Consider the following 22,318-nt stretch of genomic DNA (forward strand, 5'->3'; position numbering starts at 1 on the left):
GCCCGAACCTGCGGCAGCTCCTACATAGGAATGCGATCCCTGTAGGAGCTGCCGCAGGTTCGGGCCGCGATCGGACGATCTTTTAGCAGGCAACGCGGTATCCCGCATTGCACTCAATCCAGCATCAACACCTTGGCCAGCACAATCTTCGGCCCTTTCATCTTCTTGATGATGATCCGCAGGCCTTCGACTTCCAGCACTTCTTCCTCTTCCGGCACCCGTTTCAGGGTTTCGTAGACCAGCCCGGCAAGGGTTTCCGCTTCGATGTGATCAAGGTCGATGCCCAACAGGCGTTCCACCTTGAACAGCGGCGTGTCACCACGCACCAAGAGCTTGCCCGGCTGATAAGCGAGGATCCCGCGCTCCGCTTTGCGGTGTTCGTCCTGAATATCGCCGACCAGCACTTCCAGCACGTCTTCCATGGTCAGGTAGCCGATGATGTTGCCATCAGCCTCTTCGACCACGGCGAAGTGCGAGCCACCCTTGCGGAACTGCTCAAGCAGCTGCGACAGCGGCATGTGGCGCGACACCCGCTCCAGTGGACGGGTCAGTTCAGCGAGGTTGAACGACTCGGGAATGTGGTCCAGCGCCGCCAGCTCCAACAGCAGATCCTTGATGTGCAGCAGGCCGACGAACTCCTGGCGCTCGCTGTCGTACACCGGATAACGGCTGAACTTGTGGCGACGGAACATCGCCAGGATTTCTTTCAGCGGCGCATTGAATTCCAGGGTGATCAAGTCTTCGCGGGAGTTGGCCCAGTCGACCACTTCCAGCTCGCCCATTTCCACCGCCGACGCCAATACACGCATGCCCTGATCACTTGGATCCTGGCCGCGACTGGAATGCAGGATCAGTTTCAGTTCTTCGCGGCTGTAATGGTGTTCGTGATGCGGGCCGGGTTCGCCCTGGCCGGCGATCCGCAGAATCGCGTTGGCGCTGGCGTTGAGCAGATAGATCGCCGGGTACATCGCCCAGTAGAACAGGTACAGCGGCACCGCCGTCCACAGCGACAGCAGCTCGGGTTTGCGGATCGCCCAGGATTTCGGGGCCAGTTCACCGACCACAATGTGCAGGTACGAAATGATGAAGAACGCGGTGAAGAACGATACGCCTTTGACGATCTCCGGCGACTGCACGCCGACCGCGCTCAGCAGCGGTTCGAGAATGTGCGCAAAGGCCGGCTCACCGACCCAACCGAGGCCAAGCGAGGCGAGAGTGATACCGAGCTGGCACGCCGAGAGGTACGCATCGAGCTGACTGTGTACGGTGCGCAGGATGTGCCCGCGCCAGCCGTTCTGATCAGCGATGGCCTCGACCCGGGTCGAGCGCAGTTTGACCATGGCGAATTCCGCCGCAACGAAAAAGCCGTTGAGCAAAACCAGGATCAGAGCAAAAAGGATCATGCCGAAATCGGCGAATATTGTTGCGAGGGACAAGCCAGGGGAAGGGTCCATGATGGAGTTTTGCGGGTTCCGTGTGATTCAAGAGAGGTAAAAGTCGCGCCTGAAAGGCAGGCACAAGTCAGCCAATGTAGCGGCTGACCTGGCGATTGCCTAGTGCGACATTACTCAGCGGCGCTGATCGCCCGCGCCTGGGCCACTTGCGCCGGGGCGAAATGGCAGGTGAACGTGCTGCCGTGACCGGGCACGCTGCTGATCTCCATGCGTGCGCGGTGGCGCAGCAGCACGTGCTTGACGATGGCCAGGCCGAGCCCGGTGCCCCCGGTGTTGGAGTTGCGGCTGGAGTCGACGCGGTAGAAGCGTTCGGTCAGGCGCGGCAAGTGTTTGCTGTCGATGCCGATCCCGGAATCCTGCACGCTGAGGTGCGCGCCCTGATCGTCGCCCCACCAGCGAATGCGGATGTTGCCCTCGGCCGGGGTGTACTTCACCGCGTTGAACACCAGATTGGAAAACGCACTGCGCAATTCCGCCTCGCTGCCCTTGAGCAACAGGCCGGCATCGGCTTCCAGCGTTATGCGCTGGTTCTTTGAGCCGGACAATTGCTGCGCATCGCTCTTGATCGATTGCAGCAGGGTGTCGACTTGCACCGGCTGGTTGTCCGACGGGTAATCGGTGGCTTCGAGTTTCGCCAGCAGCAACAAATCGTTGAGCAGTGTCTGCATGCGCCCGCCCTGTTGTTGCATTTGCTGCAGGGCGCGGCTCCAGCGTGGATTCACTTCCTCGACGTTGTCGAGCAGGGTTTCCAGATAGCCGCAGATCACCGTCAGCGGCGTGCGCAATTCGTGAGAGACGTTGGCGATGAAGTCTTTGCGCATCTGTTCCAGCTGATGGATGCGTGTGACGTCGCGCACCAGCATCAAGTGTTCATTGTTGCCGTAGCGGGTCAGATACAACTGAATGCGCACGCGATCATTGGTTGGCGAGGGGATTTCCAGTGGCTCGGCGTAGCTGTTCTGCTCGAAGTATTCCTTGAAGCGTGGATGGCGCACCAGGTTGGTCACCGGTTGGCCGCTGTCCTGCGGAGTCTTGAGGCCGAGCAGGGTTTCGGCAGCACGGTTCCACCATTCCAGGTTGCCGTCGCTGTCGAGCATGATTACCGCGTCTTTCAGCGCAGCGGTGGATTCCTGCACACGGTCGATCACCGCTTGCAGGCGCCCGCGTACGCGTTGGTCGCGGCGTTGCAGGTGGTAGATGCTGTCGAACACTTCGCCCCACAGGCCATAGCCGTCCGGCGGTGCTTCGTCGGGTTGGTGCTGGCGCAGCCACTCGTGCAGACGCAGCAACTGCTTGAGCGTCCAGCCCAGATAAATACCCAGACCCGCCGCGAGGCTCCAGCCGTAATAGCCGGTGATCAGGCCGATCACCAGACACGCTGTGACCAGCAACAGCATGTGGCGAATCAGGGTGCCATGCCAGTTTTGATTCACGGGGGCGTCCTTAGCCGCAGCTTCAAGTTTCAAGCTGCAAGCTACAAGTCAGAGCGGCTCGCTGTTACTTGCCGCTTGTAGCTAGAAGCTTGCAGCTGTTTTTTTATGCTTTTGTGGAAAACCGGTAGCCGGTGCCGCGCACGGTTTGTACCAGATTTTCGTAAGCGTCGCCGAGGGCCTTGCGCAGGCGGCGGATGTGCACGTCGACGGTGCGTTCTTCAACGTAGACGTTGCCGCCCCAGACCTGATCCAGCAACTGGCCACGGGTGTAGGCGCGTTCCTGGTGGGTCATGAAGAATTGCAGCAGACGGTATTCGGTCGGGCCCATCTCGGCGGGTTTGCCGTCGATGGTCACGCGGTGGCTGATCGGGTCGAGCAGCAGGCCGCCGACTTCGATCGGTGCTTCGCCGTCGGTCGGGCCGGCGCGACGCAGCACGGCTTTCAGGCGGGCAACCAGTTCGCGCGGGGAAAACGGTTTGGTGATGTAGTCGTCGGCGCCGACTTCAAGCCCCTGGATCTTGTTGTCCTCTTCGCCCTTGGCGGTGAGCATGATGATCGGGATGTCCCCGGTCAGTTCATCGCGCTTCAGGCGACGGGCCAGTTCGATACCGGAGGTGCCGGGCAGCATCCAGTCGAGCAGGATCAGGTCCGGCTTGCGGTCGACGATGATGGCGTGGACCTGCTGCGAGTTCTCTGCCTCGAGGCAGTCATAGCCGGCCATTTCCAACGCAACGGCGATCATTTCGCGAATGGGCGCTTCGTCGTCGACGATCAGAATGCTCCTGCCAACCATGCCTTAATCCTCTTGTCATTTTACTGTCTTGCGCCGCATTAGATAACGGAATTATTGCAGTCGTGTGACAGTATTTTAGTCCGACGGCGATTGTGCAAATCCTGAACTAAGCTCTAAGTCCGAATCCTGACAACCACAAAAGAAGGTTTCCATGACTCAAATGACTGTTTCTTTTAAAGCACTGCTGATGGCTGCCGCCCTGACTCTGCCTGGATTTGCGCTGGCCGCGGATCCGGCGATGGAGAAGGACGGCATGTACACCGATCACAAGGGCATGACCCTGTACACCTTCGCCAAGGACTCGGGCGGCAAGTCCATGTGCAACGACAAATGCGCAACCAACTGGCCTCCGTTAATGGCCACGGCGGGTGACAAGTCGATGGGTGACTGGACTGTCATCAAACGCGACGACGGCTCAATGCAATGGGCCTACCAAGGCATGCCGCTGTACACCTTCGTGATGGACAAGAAGGCCGGTGACATGACCGGTGACGGCAAAATGGACGGCGCGTGGAAAGTCGCCAAAGCCAAATAAACGCTGCCCCTGTAGGAGTGAGCCTGCTCGCGATAGCGGTTTATCAGTCGACATTTTCGTTAACTGATACACCGCTATCGCGAGCAGGCTCACTCCTACATTGATTTGTGTTTAGCGCAGTGCGTAATCCAGCACGATCCCGACGAAAATCGCCAATCCGGCCCAGTGGTTGTGCAAAAACGCTTTGAAGCAGCGCATCCGGTCGCGATCCCGCGTGTACCAGAACTCCCACGCATAACACCCGGCAGCCACCAGCAAGCCGAGATGGAACCAGACGCCCAGCTCGAACTTCGATCCCGCCAGCAACAGGCAGCCCAGCGACAGCGCCTGCAAACTGAGGATGATCACCCGATCCGCCTCGCCAAACAGAATCGCCGTCGACTTCACGCCAATCTTCAAGTCGTCATCGCGGTCGGTCATCGCGTAATAGGTGTCGTAACCCACCGTCCAAAGCAGGTTGGCGATCCATAGCAGCCACGCTGCCGCCGGCAACTCACCGGTCTCGGCAGTGAACGCCATCGGCATCCCCCACGAGAATGCCGCGCCCAGCACCACTTGCGGGTAATAGGTGTAGCGCTTCATGAACGGATAAGTGAACGCCAACGCCAGACCACCGAGCGACAGCCAGATCGTCGGCGCATTGGTGCACAGCACCAGCAGAAAACTCACGCCCATCAACAGGGCGAAGAACACCAGCGCTTCTTTCGAACTGATTCTGCCAGCCGCCAATGGTCGTTGTGCGGTGCGTTTGACGTGGCCGTCGACCTTGCGATCGGCCCAGTCGTTGATCACGCAGCCACCGGCGCGGGTCAAGATCACGCCGAGGACGAAAATCACGATGTTGGCCAGCGACGGCGAGCCTTTGCCGGCAATCCACAGTGCCCACAGGGTCGGCCACAGCAGCAGGTAAATGCCGATCGGCTTGTCCATCCGGGTTAACTGAATGAAATCCCAGGCGCGCGGGTTCAATCGATTCAGCGACTTGAGCAGGCTCTGATACATCAGATGTTCTCCGGATGGGCGCGGGCGGCGGTCCACAGGCTCGGCAGGAAGATTTCCGCGACCAGGACGCTCAGCGCGCCACGATCAAAGCGCGAACGCCGGCCCCACAGCTCAGGCGTTTTTGCCGCTTGAGGCAGCCATTGTTCAGGGTAGTGGCAAACTTCGAGGGCGCGGCGCTGGAACGCCTGATCGCAAAACAGCAATTCGCCCAGCGAGCGGCTGCCCAGTTCGTCCATGTGCAAACCGTCGCCCTGCAAGGCGGCGCGCGAAGCGACGCTGCGGGCAAACACCCAAGCCTCGCCGTGGCCACGCAAATACACCTCGCGCACCCAGCCTTCGCTGCCCTCGGCCAGATCCAGCGCAGCGCATTCGTCAGCGCGTAGGGTGTCCCAGCCTTCAAACAGTGGTGTGACGCTGAAGCCGTCATTGGACAGCCGGGTCAGGCGGCGGGTGAGGGAGCCTTCGTCGAACAACCAGTCGAGGGTCACCGAATCGGGGAGGGGCGTCAGTCGGCTTTGGGTCAGCCAGAGCGGGGTCGGGCAGGCATTTGAATGTTGCACAATGAGTCATTATTGGCCGCAAATGAGGCGGCGAGCTTACCATGGCGAGCTGCGATATTGATTGGCCCGGGGCGCCATTGCGCCGAACAGACTTGCATCTGCCCGGCACCATCAGTACAAAACGCCCTGAGCCGGATGGCAGCGCAACTCCATCGACCGTCCGCGCCGGCACTAAGCCTGAACCCTGAGGAAGTACCTGAATGAAAAAGTGGCAATGCATCGTCTGTGGCCTGATCTACAACGAAGCCGACGGCTGGCCGGATGACGGCATTGCGCCGGGCACCCTGTGGCAAGACGTACCGGAAGACTGGCTGTGCCCGGACTGCGGTGTCGGCAAAATGGACTTCGAAATGATCGAAATCAACTAAACACAATCAAGGAGTAAGGCATGAGCGCACCTGTCGTCATCATTGGCACTGGCCTTGCGGGCTACAACCTGGCCCGGGAGTTTCGCAAACTCGACAGCGAAACCCCGCTGCTGCTGATTACCGCCGATGACGGCCGCTCTTACTCCAAGCCGATGCTCTCCACCGGTTTCGGCAAGAACAAAGACGCCGACGGCCTGAGCATGGCCGAACCGGGCGCGATGGCCGAGCAGTTGAAGGCCGAGGTGCGCACTCATACGCGCATCAGCGGCATCGACGCCGGCCACAAGCGCTTGTGGATTGGCGAGGAGGCGGTGTACTACCGCGACCTGATCCTCGCCTGGGGCGCAGAAACCGTGCGTGTGCCCATCGAAGGCGATGGCGCCGATCTGGTGTTCCCGATCAATGATCTTGAAGACTACGCACGTTTCCGCGCCGCTGCGGCGGGCAAGCGTCGGGTGCTGCTGCTCGGTGCTGGCCTGATTGGCTGCGAGTTTGCCAATGACCTGATTCTTGGCGGCTACGAAGTGCAACTGGTGGCGCCGTGCGAACAAGTCATGCCGATGCTGCTGCACCCGGCCGCTGCGGCAGCGGTGCAGGCCGGGCTGGAAAGCCTCGGTGCGAAATTCCACCTCGGTCCGGTGCTGACCCGATTGCAGAGAGTTGCCGACGGCCTCGAAGCGCATCTGTCCGACGGCCAGGTCATCCCATGCGATGTGGTGGTCTCGGCCATTGGCTTGCGCCCGCGCATCGATCTGGCGGCGGCCGCTGGCGTACAGGTCAACCGCGGCGTCGTGGTGGATCGCCATCTGAAAACCTCCCACGCCAACATCTACGCCTTGGGCGATTGTGCCGAAGTCGATGGGCTGAATCTGCTGTACGTGATGCCCCTCATGAGTTGTGCGCGAGCACTGGCACAAACCCTCGCCGGAAACCCGACCGCGGTGAGCTACGGCCCGATGCCGATCACCGTTAAAACCCCGGTGTGCCCACTGGTGGTTTCGCCGCCGCCACGGGGCAGCGAAGGCGTCTGGACGGTTGAAGGGCAGGGCGCCGACATCAAAGCCTTGTGCCACAGCGCAGACGGTCAATTGCTTGGTTACACGCTGACAGGCGCGGCAGTCATGGAAAAACTCGCCCTGAACAAACAGCTTCCGGCGCTGCTGGCGTAAATACCGGTCGTTCTGTCGGAATCACCCCGCTTTTGCCCCGACAAAGGTCGCGGGGAGACTGGCGCCGCCGGTATCCGCGTGCCATTCTCACTCCCGTCTGCCGCAGAGTAGAGCCTGCGGCGCCTTGGGCGCTGTTCCAACGAGAACAGCACGGACATAACAACAAAAAACCGTCAAAGGGGCTTCACTAATGCGTAAACCAGAACTCGCCGCTGCAATCGCTGAAAAAGCAGATCTGACCAAAGAGCAGGCCAACCGCGTACTCAACGCCGTTCTCGAAGAAATCACCGGCGCTCTGCACCGCAAGGACAGCGTGACGCTGGTCGGCTTCGGCACCTTCCTGCAGCGCCACCGCGGCGCCCGCACCGGCAAAAACCCGCAGACCGGCGAACCGGTCAAAATCAAGGCCAGCAACACCGTGGCGTTCAAGCCAGGCAAATCGTTGAAAGACAGCGTCAATCCTTAATTGCGGCGAACTCCTCGAATAACGGGGAGAACCGCAGAAAAAAATGGGCACACCGATTGCGGTCGGGTGCCCATTTTTTATGCCTGCCGATTTATTCTGGCGTGAAGCCTTAATAAAGGCCGACTGACTGATTGCGTTTGTTGGCTATCGATCAGCCTCACACAGTTAAATCAATACTCTATATATAAAAGCCATCATATTGATGGCACTTTCTGAGTTGTTGGTTGTCTCGCTGTGATTTGTTGAAACAACACTGAAGTCTTTCGGAATCATCCTACATCCGATTTTTTCAAAACCCGTCATGCTCCGCGTCATTCTCGCCTGCCCCGGTTTCCGGTGATCGATGACAGTTGGAACGATCGCTCTAAATCAAGCTTTCCCGGTGTTTTGTAAGGGTATGCGAATATAAACAGAGCATCGGGGATTCCCTGACTGAATATAGGGAAACCTCCTACAACAAACAAAAAACACTTCGTCTTGTTGTTTAATCAGATGCTTGCTAGTGGCCATCATAGTGATTACGATGCGCCCACTTGAAAGAGCACATCTCAATTGGATGAGTCGCACCACCGCTCTTCGATACTGTCCCGCGCCGCGGTTACTCCAATAGGCGCCTGACTGTAATCCTTAATAAAGGCCATGGATGTCCTACTCAAGCAAACTTTCCGCCCATTACCTCGAACTCGCTAAAGTCTCTGTTTCCAAAGAGAATTTCGCGGGCGAAGACGTTCGTTTTTCGAGCGAATTCGAGGCGCTGGAAAGCGAGCTGGCCAAAGCCTCTTCGATGCACGAAAGCGGGCAGATCGACTGGCTGAAAATTCGCGAAAACAGCGAAAATCTGCTGCGTACCCAATCCAAGGATTTGCGTGTCGGCGCCTGGCTGACCTGGTCGCTGTACCAGCGCGAATCCTTCCCCGGGCTGCTGGCCGGGCTCGGGTTGCTGCACCATCTGTCGGAAAACAACTGGGCCGACGTTCACCCGCTCAAACCCCGCACCCGTGCCGCCGCCATCGGCTGGCTGGTGCCGCGTCTCGAGCAGGTCATCACCGAAAACATTGCGATCAAAGAGCAGTTGCCGATGTTCCGGCAGCTGTCCGAGCACCTGTCCGGTCTCGAAGCGGCTTGTGCTGAGCACTTGGGTGATGACTCGCCGCTGTTGCTGCCGATTTCCCGTCGCCTGAAAACCATGATCCAGCGCGCGGCCGACAACCAACCGGCCCCCGGCGTTGTGGGTGCGGCAGTGGCGCAGGTCAAGCAGGCCGCGAGCCAGTTGCTCACCCCTGGCGCACCGATCGATAACGAACGAGACGCGCACAAAGCCCTGCGCGCCCAACAGGAAAGCGCGCGTCCGCTGTGCGCCTGGTGGCTCAAGCAGAAAGCCACCGACCTGCGCGCCCTGCGCCTCAATCGCACGCTGTTGTGGATGACCATCGACGCGGTGCCGGAGCGCAACGCCGAGCAGATCACCGTATTGCGCGGTCTGCCGCTGGAAAAACTCAAGCTCTATCAGGACCGTTTCGATCAGGGCAAATACGCTGATCTGCTGGTGGAACTGGAGGCGAGCCTGGCGAAGGCGCCGTTCTGGTTCGATGGCCAGAGGATGGTCTGGGAATGTCTCCAGAACCTCAACGCCGAGTTGGCAATGCGCGAAGTGGAAATCCACTTCGCGCTTTTGGTTCAACGGCTGCCCGGCATTGTCGAGTTGCGTTTCCATGACGGCGCGCCGTTTGCCGATCCGTCCACCCGCGCGTGGATCGCCGCCAACGTCATGCCGCACCTGCAAAGCGCCAGCGCGCCGCGCAAGGTCGAAAGCGAAAACGTCGAAACCCAGCCGGCTTGGGAAAAGGCCCTCGAAGAAGTCCTGCCGCTGCTGCGCAAGGAAGGCCTGAAGCCCGCCGTGCAGACGCTCAAGCAGGGTTTGCAATCCGCTCACGGTGGCCGCGAACGCTTCTTCTGGCAGTTCGCCCTCGCGCGCCTGTGCTTCATGGCCAAGAAATACGAACTGGCCAAGAACCAGCTGGAAACCCTCGATCAGACATTACAGGACTCAGGCCTGCACGCCTGGGAGCCGGATCTTGCATTGGAAGTGCTGCATCTACTGCATAGCTGCTGCGAGTTGTTGCCGCAGAACCATGCCGTACGTGAACGCAAGGAAGAGATTTATCGCAGGCTGTGCCACCTCGATCTCGAAGTGGTACTCGAATAGGCCCCAGGGCCACAACCGCAAGGAGAAAAGCCATGGCCAAAGAAGGCTCGGTAGCCCCCAAGGAACGCATCAACGTCACCTTCAAACCCGCCACCGGCGGTGCTCAGGAAGAGATTGAACTGCCGCTGAAGCTGCTGGCAATCGGTGACTACACCCACCGCAAGGACGATCGCAAAATCGAAGATCGCAAGCCGATCAGCATCGACAAGATGACCTTCGACGAAGTGTTGGCCAAGCAAGAGCTGGGTCTGACGCTGAGCGTGCCGAACCGTCTGCAGGAAGATGGCGAGGCCGACGAGCTGGCTGTGCAACTGCGCGTCAATTCGATGAAGGACTTCAACCCGGCCAGCCTGGTCGAGCAAGTGCCTGAGCTGAAAAAACTGATGGAACTGCGCGATGCGCTGGTGGCCCTCAAAGGCCCGCTGGGTAACGCACCTGCGTTCCGTAAAGCGATCGAAGGCGTGCTCGCCGACGACGAATCCCGCGGTCGCGTACTCGGTGAGCTGGGCCTGAACGCCGCAGCCCCGGACGCCTGAGACTCCAGCCAAGGAAGCCAACACAATGAGCACTAGCGCAGCACAAGAGAAGAGCGCCGGCAACGGCGAGTACAGCATTCTCGACAGCATCATCGCCGAAACCCGTCTGACTCCGGACGACGAAGCCTACGATATCGCCAAGCGTGGCGTGTCGGCGTTCATCGAAGAACTGCTCAAGCCGCAGAACAACGGTGAGCCGGTCAAGAAGGCCATGGTTGACCGCATGATCGCCGAGATCGATGCCAAGCTCAGCCGTCAGATGGACGAAATCCTGCACCACCCGGATTTCCAGGCTCTGGAATCGTCGTGGCGTGGTCTGCAGTTGCTGGTCGACCGCACCAACTTCCGCGAAAACATCAAGATCGAAATCCTCAACGTCTCGAAAGAAGACCTGCTGGACGATTTCGAAGACTCGCCGGAAGTCATGCAGTCGGGCCTGTACAAGCACATCTACACCGCTGAATACGGCCAGTTCGGTGGTCAGCCTGTGGGCGCGATCATCGCCAACTACTACATGTCGCCAAGCTCGCCAGACGTGAAGCTGATGCAGTACGTGGCCAGCGTTTCGTGCATGTCCCACGCGCCGTTCATCGCTGCTGCCGGCCCGAAATTCTTCGGTCTGGAAAGCTTCACCGGCCTGCCGGATCTGAAAGATCTGAAAGACCACTTCGAAGGCCCGCAATTCGCCAAATGGCAGAGCTTCCGTACTTCGGAAGACTCCCGCTACGTTGGTCTGACCGTGCCGCGTTTCCTGCTGCGTAACCCGTACGATCCGGAAGAAAACCCGGTCAAATCGTTCGTGTACAAGGAAACCGTTGCCAACAGCCACGAGCACTACCTGTGGGGCAACACCGCTTACGCGTTCGGCACCAAGCTGACCGACAGCTTCGCCAAATTCCGCTGGTGCCCGAACATCATCGGCCCGCAGAGCGGTGGCGCGGTTGAAGACCTGCCGTTGCACCATTTCGAAAGCATGGGCGAAATCGAAACCAAGATCCCTACTGAGGTTCTGGTTTCCGACCGTCGTGAATACGAACTGGCCGAGGAAGGCTTCATCTCCCTGACCATGCGTAAAGGCTCCGACAACGCGGCGTTCTTCTCCGCCAGCTCGGTGCAGAAGCCGAAGTTCTTCGGCATCAGCGCAGAAGGCAAGGCTGCAGAGCTGAACTACAAGCTCGGCACCCAACTGCCGTACATGATGATCGTCAACCGCCTGGCTCACTACTTGAAAGTGCTGCAGCGCGAGCAACTCGGTTCGTGGAAAGAGCGTACCGATCTCGAGCTGGAACTGAACAAGTGGATCCGTCAGTACGTTGCCGACCAGGAAAACCCGAGCGCCGAAGTCCGTGGCCGTCGTCCGCTGCGCGCTGCGCAAGTGATCGTCAGCGACGTTGAAGGCGAGCCGGGCTGGTACCGCGTGAGCTTGAACGTGCGTCCGCACTTCAAGTACATGGGTGCTGATTTCACCCTGTCGCTGGTTGGCAAGCTGGACAAAGAGTAAGAGCGACTCATGGACGGATACGGCAGCCTGTTCGAACGCCTCAATGGCGACGCGCAACTACGCAAGGGCAACAGCCTTGAGGCTTGTGCCATGGCGTCAGTGGCTGCCCATCTGGCCAAAATGCTCAGCACCCGGGCCGGCAGCGTGCAAACGCTGGCCGACTACGGGTTGCCCGATCTCAATGACATGCGTCTGAGCCTGCACGACTCCCTGAGTCAGGCCCGTCTGGCCATCGAAAACTTCATCGAAGCCTACGAGCCGCGCCTGAGCAATGTGCGTGTCATTTCCCTGCCGCGTGACCACGATCAGCTTCGCCTCGCCTTCAGCATCGAAGGCCTGCTGGAAGTAGAAGGGTTCAAGCGTCAGGTCAGTTTTTCCGCGCGCCTGGATGGCAGCGGACAAGTGAAGGTCACCTAAGGAGAACCCCGATGTCTGGCAAACCTGCAGCACGCGTATCCGACCCCACCGCTTGCCCACTTCCAGGCCACGGTACCAACCCGATCGCCGCCGGTTCCGGCGACGTGTTCTTCGACGGCCTCGCGGCCGCCCGTGAAGGCGATGCCTCTGCGTGTGGTGGTGCGATGGTCGGGGGCCTTGCCACGACGGTAAAAATCAACGGTAAATCTGCTGTCACCGTCGATTCTGAAGGTACGCATGGCAACAAGGTTACGGCAGGTTCCGGAACGGTGATTATCGGCAATTCGCATTCGCCGGCGCCGTTTGTGCCGCCGTTGCCGGTGGAGATTCAGTGGCCGTTCAGCCAGCACTTTGTTGTTCGTAATCCTAGGAATGGAGCACCGGTTGCTGACCGGTCATACACATTGCGTACAGCCTCCGGTAAGGAGGTCAAGGGCGTTACTGATGCGCAAGGCCGAACGAAGCCTATCGCTTCTCACCTTGCTGAAAGTGTCACGCTTATCGTCGAAGAACAGTCTTCGCTCGTGATTGCTTAAGGGACTATCACATGCCGGCACCCACTCCTGTAACAGCTCAGCTCACCCCTTCCTCTGACAAGAAGCCTGCGGAGGCGGCTGTCGATAGCTTCCAGATCACAGATATTCCGGGTGTGATGAGGAAAATGGGCTGGAAGGAAAGTGCTCGACTCATGCAGCGCTGGTTCGACGGTGCGCCTTTTGAGATGTCCCCAAGCGAGAAACGGGGGCGTCTCGCTGTTGACAAGATCACCGCAGAAAAGCTGTTTGATGATTTGGATTTTGAATGGCTCACCTCCTCCTCGCCCCACACAGGTGAAACCATCAAGGAGCTTCTTGCGAAGGCCACAAGCCCCAGTCAATACAATGAGTTTATCGGTCGTCAGCGAGGACTAACGCAGTTAGCACCGGGACTTTTGCAATTTATGACTTGCATGAGAACACTCGGAGTTCTTGATGAAACTGGCCAGGATCTCGTAAGGGGCGCTCATGACTACAGTGCCTTGAGCGCAAGAATGCTGGAGACTGCTACCCAATATAATTTTCGATCGATAGGGATTACCACTTCGGAAAAGAAGAATAATCCACTTGATGACGTGTACGGTACTTTGGGTGGATTCGTGGTTAAGTTTGCAGTCACGAAATTCAGTACAACTCCCAAGACGAAAAAAATGCCTGCTACATTAACGATTGAAGAGATTGGGTGTTATGTACGTGATACCTATGAGTTTTTGAATGAAGATGGTGACGATCAGTTGCTCGGATACTGGAATCACGACGGTGTTGTCAGGCCTAGCGTTTATGCATATTTAACTTCGCCAAAAACATACGAAGTCGAGGGGCAGCTTTATTTCAAGGTGACCAACGATAGCTACAACAGTTACCGCAATAGTTTTGGAAAGGGTGGTGATTTGTTTGTGTACTCTACGGTCAAGAAAATCCCCGTATCAATTCATCATCGTTTCACCGCTGCAGACTTTGCCGAATTTTCGCAACGATCGATCAAGCCAAAGGCGATGCCATGAAAGCTTCACCTAAAAATTGGGTCTTGATTCTTTCACTGTGCGCGCTTGTGCCGGTTTTGATTCTTTTGAGCTTGAAGGTGCTTAGCTCGAAGGCCGCGAAGCCTCTGTACGTTGACTGGAATGAATCTGGTAGTTGCTATATCGCAACCTATGTGCCCAATTACAATTTTTTGGGCGTAGTGGTCGGGCGTGTTTTCAAGTATTTCAGCAGTCCGTATTTTTATCGTGTTTATACAAAAAATGATGATCTGCTAAAAACATCAGAATGGTATCTCTGGCGGGACGAGGGCAGTCCCGGTATTGCCCCTGAGTTTCGTGGAGAGATGATTGTTTATCCAGGCTCTGAAGGCTGGGAAAGTTGGATAGTTTCAGAGTGTCGTTAATGCCTGATTTCAAAAATAGGTTGGCCTCGTCAACTGAGAAAGTAGGAGAACGGTAAGCATGGATGCAATGAGTTTACAGGGGTATCTGGCCGGCGTTGCTGACAGTGACCTGTTTGGCTGTCTGGCGATATTGAGTTTGGTATTGCTACTGACAGCTTCGCATCGCGCGGCTCGACGCTCACGCCTTCACCGTGCCCTAACGCTTTCGGTTTTGGCCGCTGTTGTAGCTATTCATGGCTTTGGATCGTGGTACGGAAATCTGGGACCAGCATGAGCAACTACACCCGTCTTGCCAGTTGCTTGTTTTTCCATGCCGTGGGGTGTGTGGCCTACGTGTTTTTGAATAATGCAGTCGTACATGCCTACAAGCATCTGAACGGCGGGTTCACCACCCGTGGAGTTGCCATCGGTATGGCCAGCTACGCGCTGTTTTACATTTTTCTTGGTGTCAATTTGATAGCTGCGCTGATCCCGAATCTTGTCGCCAAGCTGGTGATCCTGAGCCTTATGGTGGGCTTCATCCTGCTTTGGATGCTACCCGACAACCCACTGAGAGCCTTGTTTTATGGTGTGGCTCAAGGTTGCGTCACGTTGCTGGCAATCCTCGCTTCTCAAGTTGTCGAGTTGCGTTGGGCATCGCGAAACAAGGTCGGGCGCATCCAGCCGAGCCAGCCTGAGAGTGCCATCCAATGATCAGGTCAGGTATCGAGCGTAATCATCAGGTTGGTATTTCCATAAGTTCCACTACCAGGCAGATAACCCGTGTCCTTTAACCACTACTACCAAAGCGAACTCACCGCACTGCGCCAACTCGGTCGCCGTTTCGCCGAGCGTAGTCCGGCGTTGGCGCCGTATCTGGGCCAGGCAGGGCGGGATCCGGACGTGGAGCGGTTGCTCGAAGGCTTTGCGTTTCTGACTGGGCGGCTGCGCCAGAAGCTCGATGACGAGCTGCCGGAACTCAGCCATTCGTTGATGCAATTGCTCTGGCCGAACTACATGCGCCCGCTGCCGGCGTTCAGCATTTTGCAGTTCGATCCGCTCAAGCGTTCCGGGCCGGCGTTGCGCGTCGAGCGTGATACGCCGGTTGAAAGCAAGCCGATCGAAGACGTGCGTTGCCGCTTCCGCACTTGCTATCCGACCGAAGTGTTGCCCCTCGATCTGGCCGCACTGAACTACTCGGTGAAGGGCGACGGCTCGCTGCTCAGCCTGCGTCTGGAAATGAGCGCCGACGGCCACCTCGGTGAGCTGGAACTGAGCAAACTGCGTCTGCACTTTGCTGGCGAGCGCTATATCAGCCAGATGCTCTACCTGAGCCTGCTGCGCAACCTCGAAGGCATCGAACTGATCCCGCTCGACGGTGCCGGCAAACCGATCGATGGCGTCAGCGGCAAGCCGATGGCGTTCAAGATTCCCGGTGATCGAGTCAAACCGGTGGGCTTTGCCGAAGAAGAAGCGCTGATCCCGTATCCGCTGAACACCTTCCGTGGCTATCGCTACCTGCAGGAATACTTCGCCTTCCAGGACAAGTTTCTGTTCGTCGACGTCAACGGTCTGGACATTATCAACGCGCTGCCGGAAGACACCCTCAAGCAGATGCGTGGCCTGGAGTTGCGCTTCGACATTCGCAAGAGCGGCATCATGCGCATGCGGCCGACGCTGGATAATGTGAAGCTGTTCTGCACGCCGATTGCCAACCTGTTCGCCCACGATGCTTTGCCGATTCGCCTCGACGGCAAACAGGATGAATACCTGTTGCTCCCAGCGGAATACGATCTGGAAAACTGCGGCGTGTTCTCGGTGGAAACCGTGACCGGCTGGAAGCCCGGCGGTCTCGGTTATCAGGAATACGTGCCGTTCGAATCCTTCGAACACGACCCGAGTTTCGACGTGCCCAACAGCCGTCCGCATTACAGCATCCGCCAGCGTTCGTCCTTGCTGCACGACGGTCTCGACACCTATCTGAGCTTCGGCATCCGCCACACCGAAGCCCACGAAACCCTGTCGATCGAGCTGATCTGCACCAACCAGAACCTGCCGCGCAAGCTCAAGCTTGGCGACATCTGCATGGCCTGCGAAGAGACGCCGGAGTTCCTCAGTTTCCGCAACATCACCCCGGCCACTTCCAGTTTCGCGCCACCGCTGAACCGTGACTTCCTGTGGAAGCTGATCAGCAACATGTCGCTTAACTATCTGTCGCTGGCCGACGTCAATGCGTTGAAGGTGATTCTCGAAACCTACGACCTGCCGCGCTACTACGACCAGCACGCGGAGAAGGTCAGCAAACGCCTGCTCGGCGGCCTCAAGCACATCAAGCATCACCACGTTGACCGCTTGCACCGTGGGTTGCCGGTGCGCGGTTTGCGCACCGAACTGACCATCGACCCGGAAGGGTATATCGGCGAAGGCGACCTGTTCGTTTTCGCTTCGGTTCTTAACGAGTTTTTCGCGCTTTACGCCAGTCTCAATTCATTCCATGAGCTGCGCGTAAAAAGCACACAGGGAGAGGTGTACCAATGGACACCACGTATGGGCCTGCAGCCCCTGCTTTAAGCGGGCTGACCAAGGTAATACGCGAGTACTCGCTGTTTCAGGCCGTGCTGCTGGTGATCGACCGGCTGCGCGAGGCACACCCGCACCTGAGCGAAGACGATCTGTACGACCATGTGGAGTTCCAGGCCAACCCGAGCCTGGGCTTTCCGCGCAGCGACGTCGATCGCGTCGAGTTCTTCGAAGAGCATGGGCAGATGCGCGCGCGCGTGCGTTTCAACCTGATCGGCCTGGTCGGCTCGGGCTCGCCGTTGCCGGCGTTCTACGGCGAACAAGCCTTGGGCGACAGCGAGGACGGCAACCCGACGCGCAACTTCCTCGACCTGTTCCACCATCGCCTGCAACGGCTGATGCTGCCGATCTGGCGCAAGTATCGCTATCGCGCAAGTTTCCAGAGCGGCGCGCTCGACCCGTTTTCGGCGCAGCTGTTTGCGCTGATCGGTCTCGGCGGCGACGAGATCCGCAAGGCCAAGGAACTCAACTGGAAGCGCCTGCTGCCGTACCTCGGCCTGCTCAGCTTGCGCGCGCACTCGGCGGCGCTGATCGAAGCCGTGCTGCGTTACTACTTCAAGCACGAAGACCTGGTCATCGAGCAGTGCATCGAGCGCCGCGTAGAAATTCTCGAAGAGCAGCGCAATCGTTTGGGTCGTGCCAACAGCCTGCTCGGTGAAGACCTTGTGCTCGGTGAACACGTGCGCGACCGCAGCGGCAAATTCCGCATTCACATCACCGAACTCGACTGGCAGCGATTCCATGAATTCCTGCCGATCGGTTTCGGTTACCAGCCGCTCTGCGCGCTGGTGCGGTTCACCTTGCGTGACCCGCTCGATTACGACATCCGCCTGGTGTTGCGCCAGGAAGAAATCCGCGAACTGCGCATCGGTGAGCAGAACGCCTGTCGCCTCGGTTGGACCAGTTGGCTGGGCCGCGAAAAAGCGGACGGCGTGGTGACCCTGGGCAGCAAAATTCATTAAGGACGTGAGCCATGATCAACGTAGACCTGCAACAACTCATCCAGGCGCTGGACGCCGAAACCCGTCGTGATCTGGAGCGTTCGGCCGAGCGTTGCGTGGCCCGTGGCGGCAGCAAGATCCTCGTCGAAGATTTGATGCTCGGTCTGCTCGAGCGTCCGAACGGCTTGTTGTCGCGCGCACTGCAGGATGCAGACGTCGACGCCGGCGAACTCAGCGCCGCGCTGCAATCGCGCGTCGAGCACAGCGCTTCGCGTAATCCGGTGTTCGCCCCGGAACTGGTGCAGTGGCTGCAAGATGCGCTGCTGGTGGCCAACCTCGAACTGGGCCAGACCCAGGTCGAAGACGCCGCGCTGATCCTCGCCCTGCTGCGCAATCCGATGCGTTACGCCGGCAGCCGTTATCAGCCGCTGCTCGCCAAGCTGAACATCGATCGCCTGAAGGAATTTGCTCTGTCGCAAAAAGAGCAACCGGCGGCCAATGGCAAACCCGCCGCCCAGGGCGAATCGCTGTTGCAGCGCTTCACCCACAACCTGACCCAGCAGGCCCGCGACGGCAAACTCGACCCGGTGCTGTGCCGTGACGGCGCGATTCGGCAGATGGTCGACATCCTCGCCCGTCGTCGCAAGAACAACCCGATCGTCGTCGGTGAGGCCGGTGTCGGTAAGACCGCCATCGTCGAAGGCCTAGCTTCGCGCATTGCTGCCGGTGAAGTGCCGCAAGTGCTCAAAGGCGTTGAACTGCTGTCGCTGGACATGGGCCTTTTGCAGGCCGGCGCCAGCGTCAAAGGTGAATTCGAACGTCGTCTCAAAGGCGTGATCGACGAAGTCAAAGCCTCGCCAAAACCGATCATTCTGTTCATCGACGAAGCCCACACCCTGATCGGCGCGGGCGGCAATGCCGGCGGTTCCGACGCGGCCAACCTGCTGAAACCGGCGCTGGCCCGTGGCGAATTGCGCACCATCGCTGCAACCACCTGGGCTGAGTACAAGAAATACTTCGAGAAAGACCCGGCCTTGGCCCGTCGTTTCCAACCAGTGCAACTGCACGAACCGACCGTCAGCGAAGCGGTGACCATCCTCCGAGGTCTGGCCCAGGTTTACGAGAAGAGCCACGGCATCTACCTGCGTGATGACGCGGTGGTCTCGGCGGCTGAACTGTCCGCACGTTATCTGGCCGGTCGGCAACTGCCGGACAAAGCCGTCGACGTTCTCGACACCGCGTGCGCCCGCGTACGCATCAGCCTCGCCGCCGCCCCGGAAAGTCTTGAGCGCCTGCGTGGCGAACTGGCTGAAGGTGGCCGTCAGCGTCAGGCGCTGCGTCGCGATGCCGAGGCTGGTCTGCTGATCGACCATGAAGCGCTGGAGGCACTGGAAGCGCGTTTGGACGAAGCCGAAACTGAAATGGTCGCGCTGGAAACCCTGTGGACTGAACAGAAGCAACTGGCCGAGCGCCTGCTGGAACTGCGTCAGCAACTGGCCAAGGCCCGCGAAGCCGCAGCCGTCGAGCCTGTGGTGACCGTTGAGGAAGACGCCGAAGGCACTGTGATCGAAACCGTTGCCGCCGAAGTCGAAGAAGGCCAGAGCGTCGAAGCGCTGGAAGCCCAGCTCAACGAAACCCACAGCGCCCTGACCGCCGCACAGGTCAAGGAGCGTCTGGTCAGCTTCGAAGTGTGCCCGCGTCTGGTCGCCGAAGTCATCAGCGCCTGGACCGGCGTGCCATTGGCGCAACTGGCCCGCGAGCACAACGCCAAAGTCGCCAGTTTCGCCACTGACCTGCGCACGCGCATCCGTGGTCAGGAACAAGCCGTGCACGCCTTGGATCGCTCGATGCGTGCGACCGCTGCCGGCCTGAACAAACCTGATGCGCCAGTCGGCGTATTCCTGCTGGTCGGCCCGAGCGGCGTCGGTAAAACCGAAACCGCGCTGGCCCTGGCTGACTTGCTGTACGGCGGTGATCGTTTCATCACCACCATCAACATGTCCGAGTTCCAGGAGAAGCACACCGTCTCCCGCCTGATCGGCGCACCACCAGGCTACGTCGGTTACGGCGAGGGCGGCATGCTCACCGAAGCCGTACGCCAGAAACCGTACTCGGTAGTGCTGCTCGATGAAGTCGAAAAGGCTGACCCGGACGTGCTTAACCTGTTCTACCAAATCTTCGACAAAGGCGTGGCCAACGACGGCGAAGGTCGCGAGATCGACTTCCGCAACACGTTGATCCTGATGACCTCGAACCTCGGTAGCGACAAGATCAGCGACCTCTGCGAAAACGGCGCACGTCCGACTGCCGAAGTCCTCGAAGAAACCATTCGCCCGGTGCTGAGCAAGCACTTCAAACCGGCGCTGCTGGCGCGGATGAAAGTGGTGCCTTACTACCCGGTCGGCGGCCCGGTATTGCGCGAGCTGATCGAGATCAAACTCGGTCGTCTCGGCGAGCGCCTGAATCGTCGTCAGCTGGATTTCAGCTGGTGCCAGAATCTCGTCGATCACCTTTCCGAGCGCTGCACGCAAAGCGACAGCGGCGCGCGCCTGATCGACCATCTGCTCGATCAGCACGTGCTGCCGCTGGTGGCGGATCGTCTGCTCGACGCCATGGCCACCGGCGAAAGCCTCAAGCGTGTGCATGCCACGCTCGACGGTGATGCCAGCGTGACGTGCGAGTTCGCCTGAGGTGGGTGTGATGTTCACTCAGGTGCCGCAGCCACTGGTCTATGCCGAAGCGTTGCTGGCGCAGTTCGCCAGTCTGTCGCGGGCGGCGGACGGTGCTGCGTTGCTGGGTGACTTCGTGCGTGGTCTGGCCGAGTTGAGCGGTTGCGAATTGACGCAGCTGTATCTGCTCGACGCCACTCACACGTGCCTGGGGATGAACGCCGAATGCCTCGACGGCGCCTTGCAACCGCGTGAAGCGGCGAGCCTGCCGGCGGATTACAACGGTGAACAACTGCTGCAATTTGCCCTGTGCCAGAACCGCGTGGTGTGCCTCGACGACTTGAGCGGCAGCCTGCACGAAACCAGTTTTCTGCCGGCGGCGACCTCGCCGTGGCAGTCGCTGTTGTGCGTGCCGCTGGTCAATCAGCACAAAGCTGTTGAAGGTTTGCTGCTGTGCGCCAGCCGTCGTCGCACCCACCTGCAAGGCTTCGCTGATTCCCTCGGCCAGCTCGGCTCGTTCGTGCTTGGCCAATTGCATTTGTTGCAACGCCTGCGTCAGCCGCTGGCGGAATCGACCACGGTGGCACGCAGCGTGCCGAGCATCAGTGGCTATGGCTTGATCGGTAAAAGCGCGGCGATGCGCCAGACCCATTCACTGATCAGCAAAGTCCTGCACAGCCCGTACACCGTGCTGCTGCGCGGTGAAACCGGCACCGGCAAGGAAGTCGTCGCCCGGGCGATTCACGATTGCGGCCCGCGTCGTTCTCAGGCGTTCATCGTGCAGAACTGCGCGGCGGTTCCGGAAAATCTTCTGGAAAGCGAGCTGTTCGGCTATCGCAAAGGCGCGTTCACCGGTGCCGATCGCGACCGCGCCGGCCTGTTCGATGCGGCCAATGGCGGCACGTTGTTGCTCGACGAGATCGGCGACATGCCGCTGTCGTTGCAGGCGAAGATTCTGCGCGTGTTGCAGGAAGGCGAGATTCGTCCGCTGGGTTCCAACGACACCCACAAGATCGACGTACGCATCATCGCTGCGACGCACCGCGATCTGTCGACGCTGGTCAGCGAGGGCAAATTCCGTGAGGACCTGTATTACCGTCTCGCGCAATTCCCGATCGAGCTGCCGGCGCTGCGTCAGCGTGAAGGCGACATCCTCGAACTGGCCCAGCACTTCGCCGAGAAGACCTGCACGTATTTGCAACGCAATCCGGTGCGCTGGTCGAGTGCCGCGCTGGAACACCTGTCCGGCTACAACTTCCCCGGCAACGTGCGTGAACTCAAGGCATTGGTCGAACGTGCGGTGCTGTTGTGCGAAGGCGGCGAGTTGCTCGCCGAGCATTTCTCCCTGCGCATGGAGGCAATGCCGGAAGACAACAGCCACTTGAATTTGCGTGAACGCCTCGAGCAGGTCGAACGCACGTTATTGCTCGATTGCCTGCGCAAAAACGACGGCAACCAGACCCTCGCCGCCCGCGAACTGGGTCTGCCGCGACGCACGCTGCTATATCGGCTCGGCCGTCTGAACATCAATCTGGGAGATTTCGATGGGTAGGCAAAACGTCATCGAAACCCTCGCAAAAACCATTTTCAGCGCCGCCCGCAAGGGTCGGCGCTTTGTGCTTTGTCTACACCTGGAGACCCTCTGATGTCTGTTCGTCACTGGCACGCTGTCCTGCTGACCCTCGTCGTTCTATGCGGCCTTGGCGGCTGTAGCGGCAATTACAAATTCAACGACAACGACTATCGCCCGTTGGGTGATCCGCAAGCGGTCAATCGCGGCAAGTGA

Annotated in this window: 22 protein-coding genes; 17 read left to right on the top strand and 5 right to left on the bottom strand. The window is 59.1% G+C overall.

Annotated features, from left to right (window positions below):
* Window positions 1-113: 113 nt before the first annotated feature.
* From ACOYXE_RS23110 to phoB, 3 genes are all read right to left on the bottom strand, one after another.
* Window positions 114-1,454: a hemolysin family protein gene (locus ACOYXE_RS23110; RefSeq protein WP_007920256.1), complete on the bottom strand. Its 1,341-nt coding sequence runs from the start codon at window positions 1,452-1,454 to the stop codon at window positions 114-116.
* 110 nt (window positions 1,455-1,564) lie between these two features.
* Entirely contained in the window at window positions 1,565-2,851 is a 1,287-nt protein-coding gene (phoR, locus tag ACOYXE_RS23115; RefSeq protein WP_238785362.1) for a phosphate regulon sensor histidine kinase PhoR, read from the bottom strand.
* 139 nt (window positions 2,852-2,990) lie between these two features.
* Window positions 2,991-3,680: a phosphate regulon transcriptional regulator PhoB gene (gene phoB / locus ACOYXE_RS23120; RefSeq protein WP_460926707.1), complete on the bottom strand. Its 690-nt coding sequence runs from the start codon at window positions 3,678-3,680 to the stop codon at window positions 2,991-2,993.
* 151 nt (window positions 3,681-3,831) lie between these two features.
* Here phoB and ACOYXE_RS23125 point away from each other — a divergent pair, with 151 nt between their 5' ends.
* Window positions 3,832-4,215: a COG4315 family predicted lipoprotein gene (locus ACOYXE_RS23125; RefSeq protein WP_134176439.1), complete on the top strand. Its 384-nt coding sequence runs from the start codon at window positions 3,832-3,834 to the stop codon at window positions 4,213-4,215.
* A 111-nt stretch (window positions 4,216-4,326) separates the two neighbouring features.
* Here ACOYXE_RS23125 and ubiA read toward each other — a convergent pair whose 3' ends face one another.
* Window positions 4,327-5,217: a 4-hydroxybenzoate octaprenyltransferase gene (ubiA, locus tag ACOYXE_RS23130; protein WP_405122638.1), complete on the bottom strand. Its 891-nt coding sequence runs from the start codon at window positions 5,215-5,217 to the stop codon at window positions 4,327-4,329.
* Entirely contained in the window at window positions 5,217-5,777 is a 561-nt protein-coding gene (locus ACOYXE_RS23135) for a chorismate--pyruvate lyase family protein (RefSeq protein ID WP_460926708.1), read from the bottom strand. Before ACOYXE_RS23135 ends, ubiA begins: the two co-directional genes overlap by 1 nt.
* Before the next feature lie 200 nt (window positions 5,778-5,977).
* Between ACOYXE_RS23135 and ACOYXE_RS23140 the strand changes: the two genes are divergently transcribed.
* The 16 genes from ACOYXE_RS23140 (at window position 5,978) to ACOYXE_RS23215 (ending at window position 22,318) form a co-directional block, all read left to right on the top strand.
* Window positions 5,978-6,145: a rubredoxin gene (locus ACOYXE_RS23140; RefSeq protein ID WP_003437744.1), complete on the top strand. Its 168-nt coding sequence runs from the start codon at window positions 5,978-5,980 to the stop codon at window positions 6,143-6,145.
* Window positions 6,146-6,165: 20 nt separating this feature from the next.
* Window positions 6,166-7,314: an NAD(P)/FAD-dependent oxidoreductase gene (locus ACOYXE_RS23145; RefSeq protein ID WP_160059954.1), complete on the top strand. Its 1,149-nt coding sequence runs from the start codon at window positions 6,166-6,168 to the stop codon at window positions 7,312-7,314.
* Between the two features lie 190 nt (window positions 7,315-7,504).
* The gene (locus ACOYXE_RS23150; protein ID WP_003213368.1) at window positions 7,505-7,780 is read left to right on the top strand and encodes an HU family DNA-binding protein; all 276 of its coding nucleotides are present in this window, start codon (window positions 7,505-7,507) and stop codon (window positions 7,778-7,780) included.
* Window positions 7,781-8,423: 643 nt separating this feature from the next.
* Entirely contained in the window at window positions 8,424-9,986 is a 1,563-nt protein-coding gene (gene tssA / locus ACOYXE_RS23155; RefSeq protein WP_007920270.1) for a type VI secretion system protein TssA, read from the top strand.
* A 32-nt stretch (window positions 9,987-10,018) separates the two neighbouring features.
* Window positions 10,019-10,522, top strand: coding sequence for a type VI secretion system contractile sheath small subunit (tssB, locus tag ACOYXE_RS23160; RefSeq protein ID WP_003229587.1), 504 nt, complete (start codon window positions 10,019-10,021; stop codon window positions 10,520-10,522).
* A 25-nt stretch (window positions 10,523-10,547) separates the two neighbouring features.
* Entirely contained in the window at window positions 10,548-12,023 is a 1,476-nt protein-coding gene (tssC, locus tag ACOYXE_RS23165; protein ID WP_007920272.1) for a type VI secretion system contractile sheath large subunit, read from the top strand.
* A gap of 9 nt (window positions 12,024-12,032) precedes the next feature.
* Entirely contained in the window at window positions 12,033-12,440 is a 408-nt protein-coding gene (gene tssE, locus ACOYXE_RS23170) for a type VI secretion system baseplate subunit TssE (RefSeq protein ID WP_007920274.1), read from the top strand.
* Between the two features lie 11 nt (window positions 12,441-12,451).
* Window positions 12,452-12,976 (top strand): PAAR domain-containing protein, encoded by a 525-nt coding sequence (locus ACOYXE_RS23175; protein WP_160059953.1) that lies wholly within the window; start codon window positions 12,452-12,454, stop codon window positions 12,974-12,976.
* Window positions 12,977-12,987: 11 nt separating this feature from the next.
* On the top strand, window positions 12,988-13,980 hold the full coding sequence (locus tag ACOYXE_RS23180; protein WP_102356311.1) for a DUF6402 family protein: 993 nt from the start codon (window positions 12,988-12,990) through the stop codon (window positions 13,978-13,980).
* Complete coding sequence (locus ACOYXE_RS23185) at window positions 13,977-14,363, top strand: hypothetical protein (protein WP_146011287.1); 387 nt, start codon at window positions 13,977-13,979, stop codon at window positions 14,361-14,363. The genes ACOYXE_RS23180 and ACOYXE_RS23185 overlap by 4 nt, the downstream gene beginning before the upstream one ends.
* A gap of 270 nt (window positions 14,364-14,633) precedes the next feature.
* Window positions 14,634-15,056 (top strand): hypothetical protein, encoded by a 423-nt coding sequence (locus ACOYXE_RS23190; protein ID WP_160059952.1) that lies wholly within the window; start codon window positions 14,634-14,636, stop codon window positions 15,054-15,056.
* A gap of 69 nt (window positions 15,057-15,125) precedes the next feature.
* Window positions 15,126-16,913 carry a type VI secretion system baseplate subunit TssF gene (gene tssF / locus ACOYXE_RS23195; RefSeq protein WP_160059951.1) on the top strand — a complete coding sequence of 596 codons (1,788 nt, stop codon included), beginning with the start codon at window positions 15,126-15,128 and terminating at the stop codon, window positions 16,911-16,913.
* Window positions 16,877-17,884, top strand: coding sequence for a type VI secretion system baseplate subunit TssG (tssG, locus tag ACOYXE_RS23200; protein ID WP_160059950.1), 1,008 nt, complete (start codon window positions 16,877-16,879; stop codon window positions 17,882-17,884). The genes tssF and tssG overlap by 37 nt, the downstream gene beginning before the upstream one ends.
* Before the next feature lie 11 nt (window positions 17,885-17,895).
* Window positions 17,896-20,553: a type VI secretion system ATPase TssH gene (gene tssH / locus ACOYXE_RS23205; RefSeq protein WP_160059949.1), complete on the top strand. Its 2,658-nt coding sequence runs from the start codon at window positions 17,896-17,898 to the stop codon at window positions 20,551-20,553.
* Window positions 20,554-20,563: 10 nt separating this feature from the next.
* Entirely contained in the window at window positions 20,564-22,084 is a 1,521-nt protein-coding gene (locus ACOYXE_RS23210) for a sigma-54 interaction domain-containing protein (protein ID WP_460926709.1), read from the top strand.
* Between the two features lie 93 nt (window positions 22,085-22,177).
* On the top strand, window positions 22,178-22,318 hold the full coding sequence (locus ACOYXE_RS23215; protein ID WP_003229566.1) for a hypothetical protein: 141 nt from the start codon (window positions 22,178-22,180) through the stop codon (window positions 22,316-22,318).

The sequence above is a fragment of the Pseudomonas sp. MC6 genome, from assembly GCF_054790575.1.

Bases quoted from the DNA above. Each gene is read 5' to 3' on its own strand.
- ACOYXE_RS23110 (WP_007920256.1), bottom strand. From the start codon at position 1,454: ATGGACCCTTCCCCTGGCTTGTCCCTCGCAACAATATTCGCCGATTTC.
- phoR (WP_238785362.1), bottom strand. From the start codon at position 2,851: ATGCTGTTGCTGGTCACAGCGTGTCTGGTGATCGGCCTGATCACCGGC.
- phoB (WP_460926707.1), bottom strand. From the start codon at position 3,680: ATGGTTGGCAGGAGCATTCTGATCGTCGACGACGAAGCGCCCATTCGC.
- ACOYXE_RS23125 (WP_134176439.1), top strand. From the start codon at position 3,832: ATGACTCAAATGACTGTTTCTTTTAAAGCACTGCTGATGGCTGCCGCC.
- ubiA (WP_405122638.1), bottom strand. From the start codon at position 5,217: ATGTATCAGAGCCTGCTCAAGTCGCTGAATCGATTGAACCCGCGCGCC.
- ACOYXE_RS23140 (WP_003437744.1), top strand. From the start codon at position 5,978: ATGAAAAAGTGGCAATGCATCGTCTGTGGCCTGATCTACAACGAAGCC.
- ACOYXE_RS23145 (WP_160059954.1), top strand. From the start codon at position 6,166: ATGAGCGCACCTGTCGTCATCATTGGCACTGGCCTTGCGGGCTACAAC.
- ACOYXE_RS23150 (WP_003213368.1), top strand. From the start codon at position 7,505: ATGCGTAAACCAGAACTCGCCGCTGCAATCGCTGAAAAAGCAGATCTG.
- tssA (WP_007920270.1), top strand. From the start codon at position 8,424: ATGTCCTACTCAAGCAAACTTTCCGCCCATTACCTCGAACTCGCTAAA.
- tssB (WP_003229587.1), top strand. From the start codon at position 10,019: ATGGCCAAAGAAGGCTCGGTAGCCCCCAAGGAACGCATCAACGTCACC.
- tssC (WP_007920272.1), top strand. From the start codon at position 10,548: ATGAGCACTAGCGCAGCACAAGAGAAGAGCGCCGGCAACGGCGAGTAC.
- tssE (WP_007920274.1), top strand. From the start codon at position 12,033: ATGGACGGATACGGCAGCCTGTTCGAACGCCTCAATGGCGACGCGCAA.
- ACOYXE_RS23175 (WP_160059953.1), top strand. From the start codon at position 12,452: ATGTCTGGCAAACCTGCAGCACGCGTATCCGACCCCACCGCTTGCCCA.
- ACOYXE_RS23180 (WP_102356311.1), top strand. From the start codon at position 12,988: ATGCCGGCACCCACTCCTGTAACAGCTCAGCTCACCCCTTCCTCTGAC.
- ACOYXE_RS23185 (WP_146011287.1), top strand. From the start codon at position 13,977: ATGAAAGCTTCACCTAAAAATTGGGTCTTGATTCTTTCACTGTGCGCG.
- ACOYXE_RS23190 (WP_160059952.1), top strand. From the start codon at position 14,634: ATGAGCAACTACACCCGTCTTGCCAGTTGCTTGTTTTTCCATGCCGTG.
- tssG (WP_160059950.1), top strand. From the start codon at position 16,877: ATGGACACCACGTATGGGCCTGCAGCCCCTGCTTTAAGCGGGCTGACC.
- tssH (WP_160059949.1), top strand. From the start codon at position 17,896: ATGATCAACGTAGACCTGCAACAACTCATCCAGGCGCTGGACGCCGAA.
- ACOYXE_RS23210 (WP_460926709.1), top strand. From the start codon at position 20,564: ATGTTCACTCAGGTGCCGCAGCCACTGGTCTATGCCGAAGCGTTGCTG.
- ACOYXE_RS23215 (WP_003229566.1), top strand. From the start codon at position 22,178: ATGTCTGTTCGTCACTGGCACGCTGTCCTGCTGACCCTCGTCGTTCTA.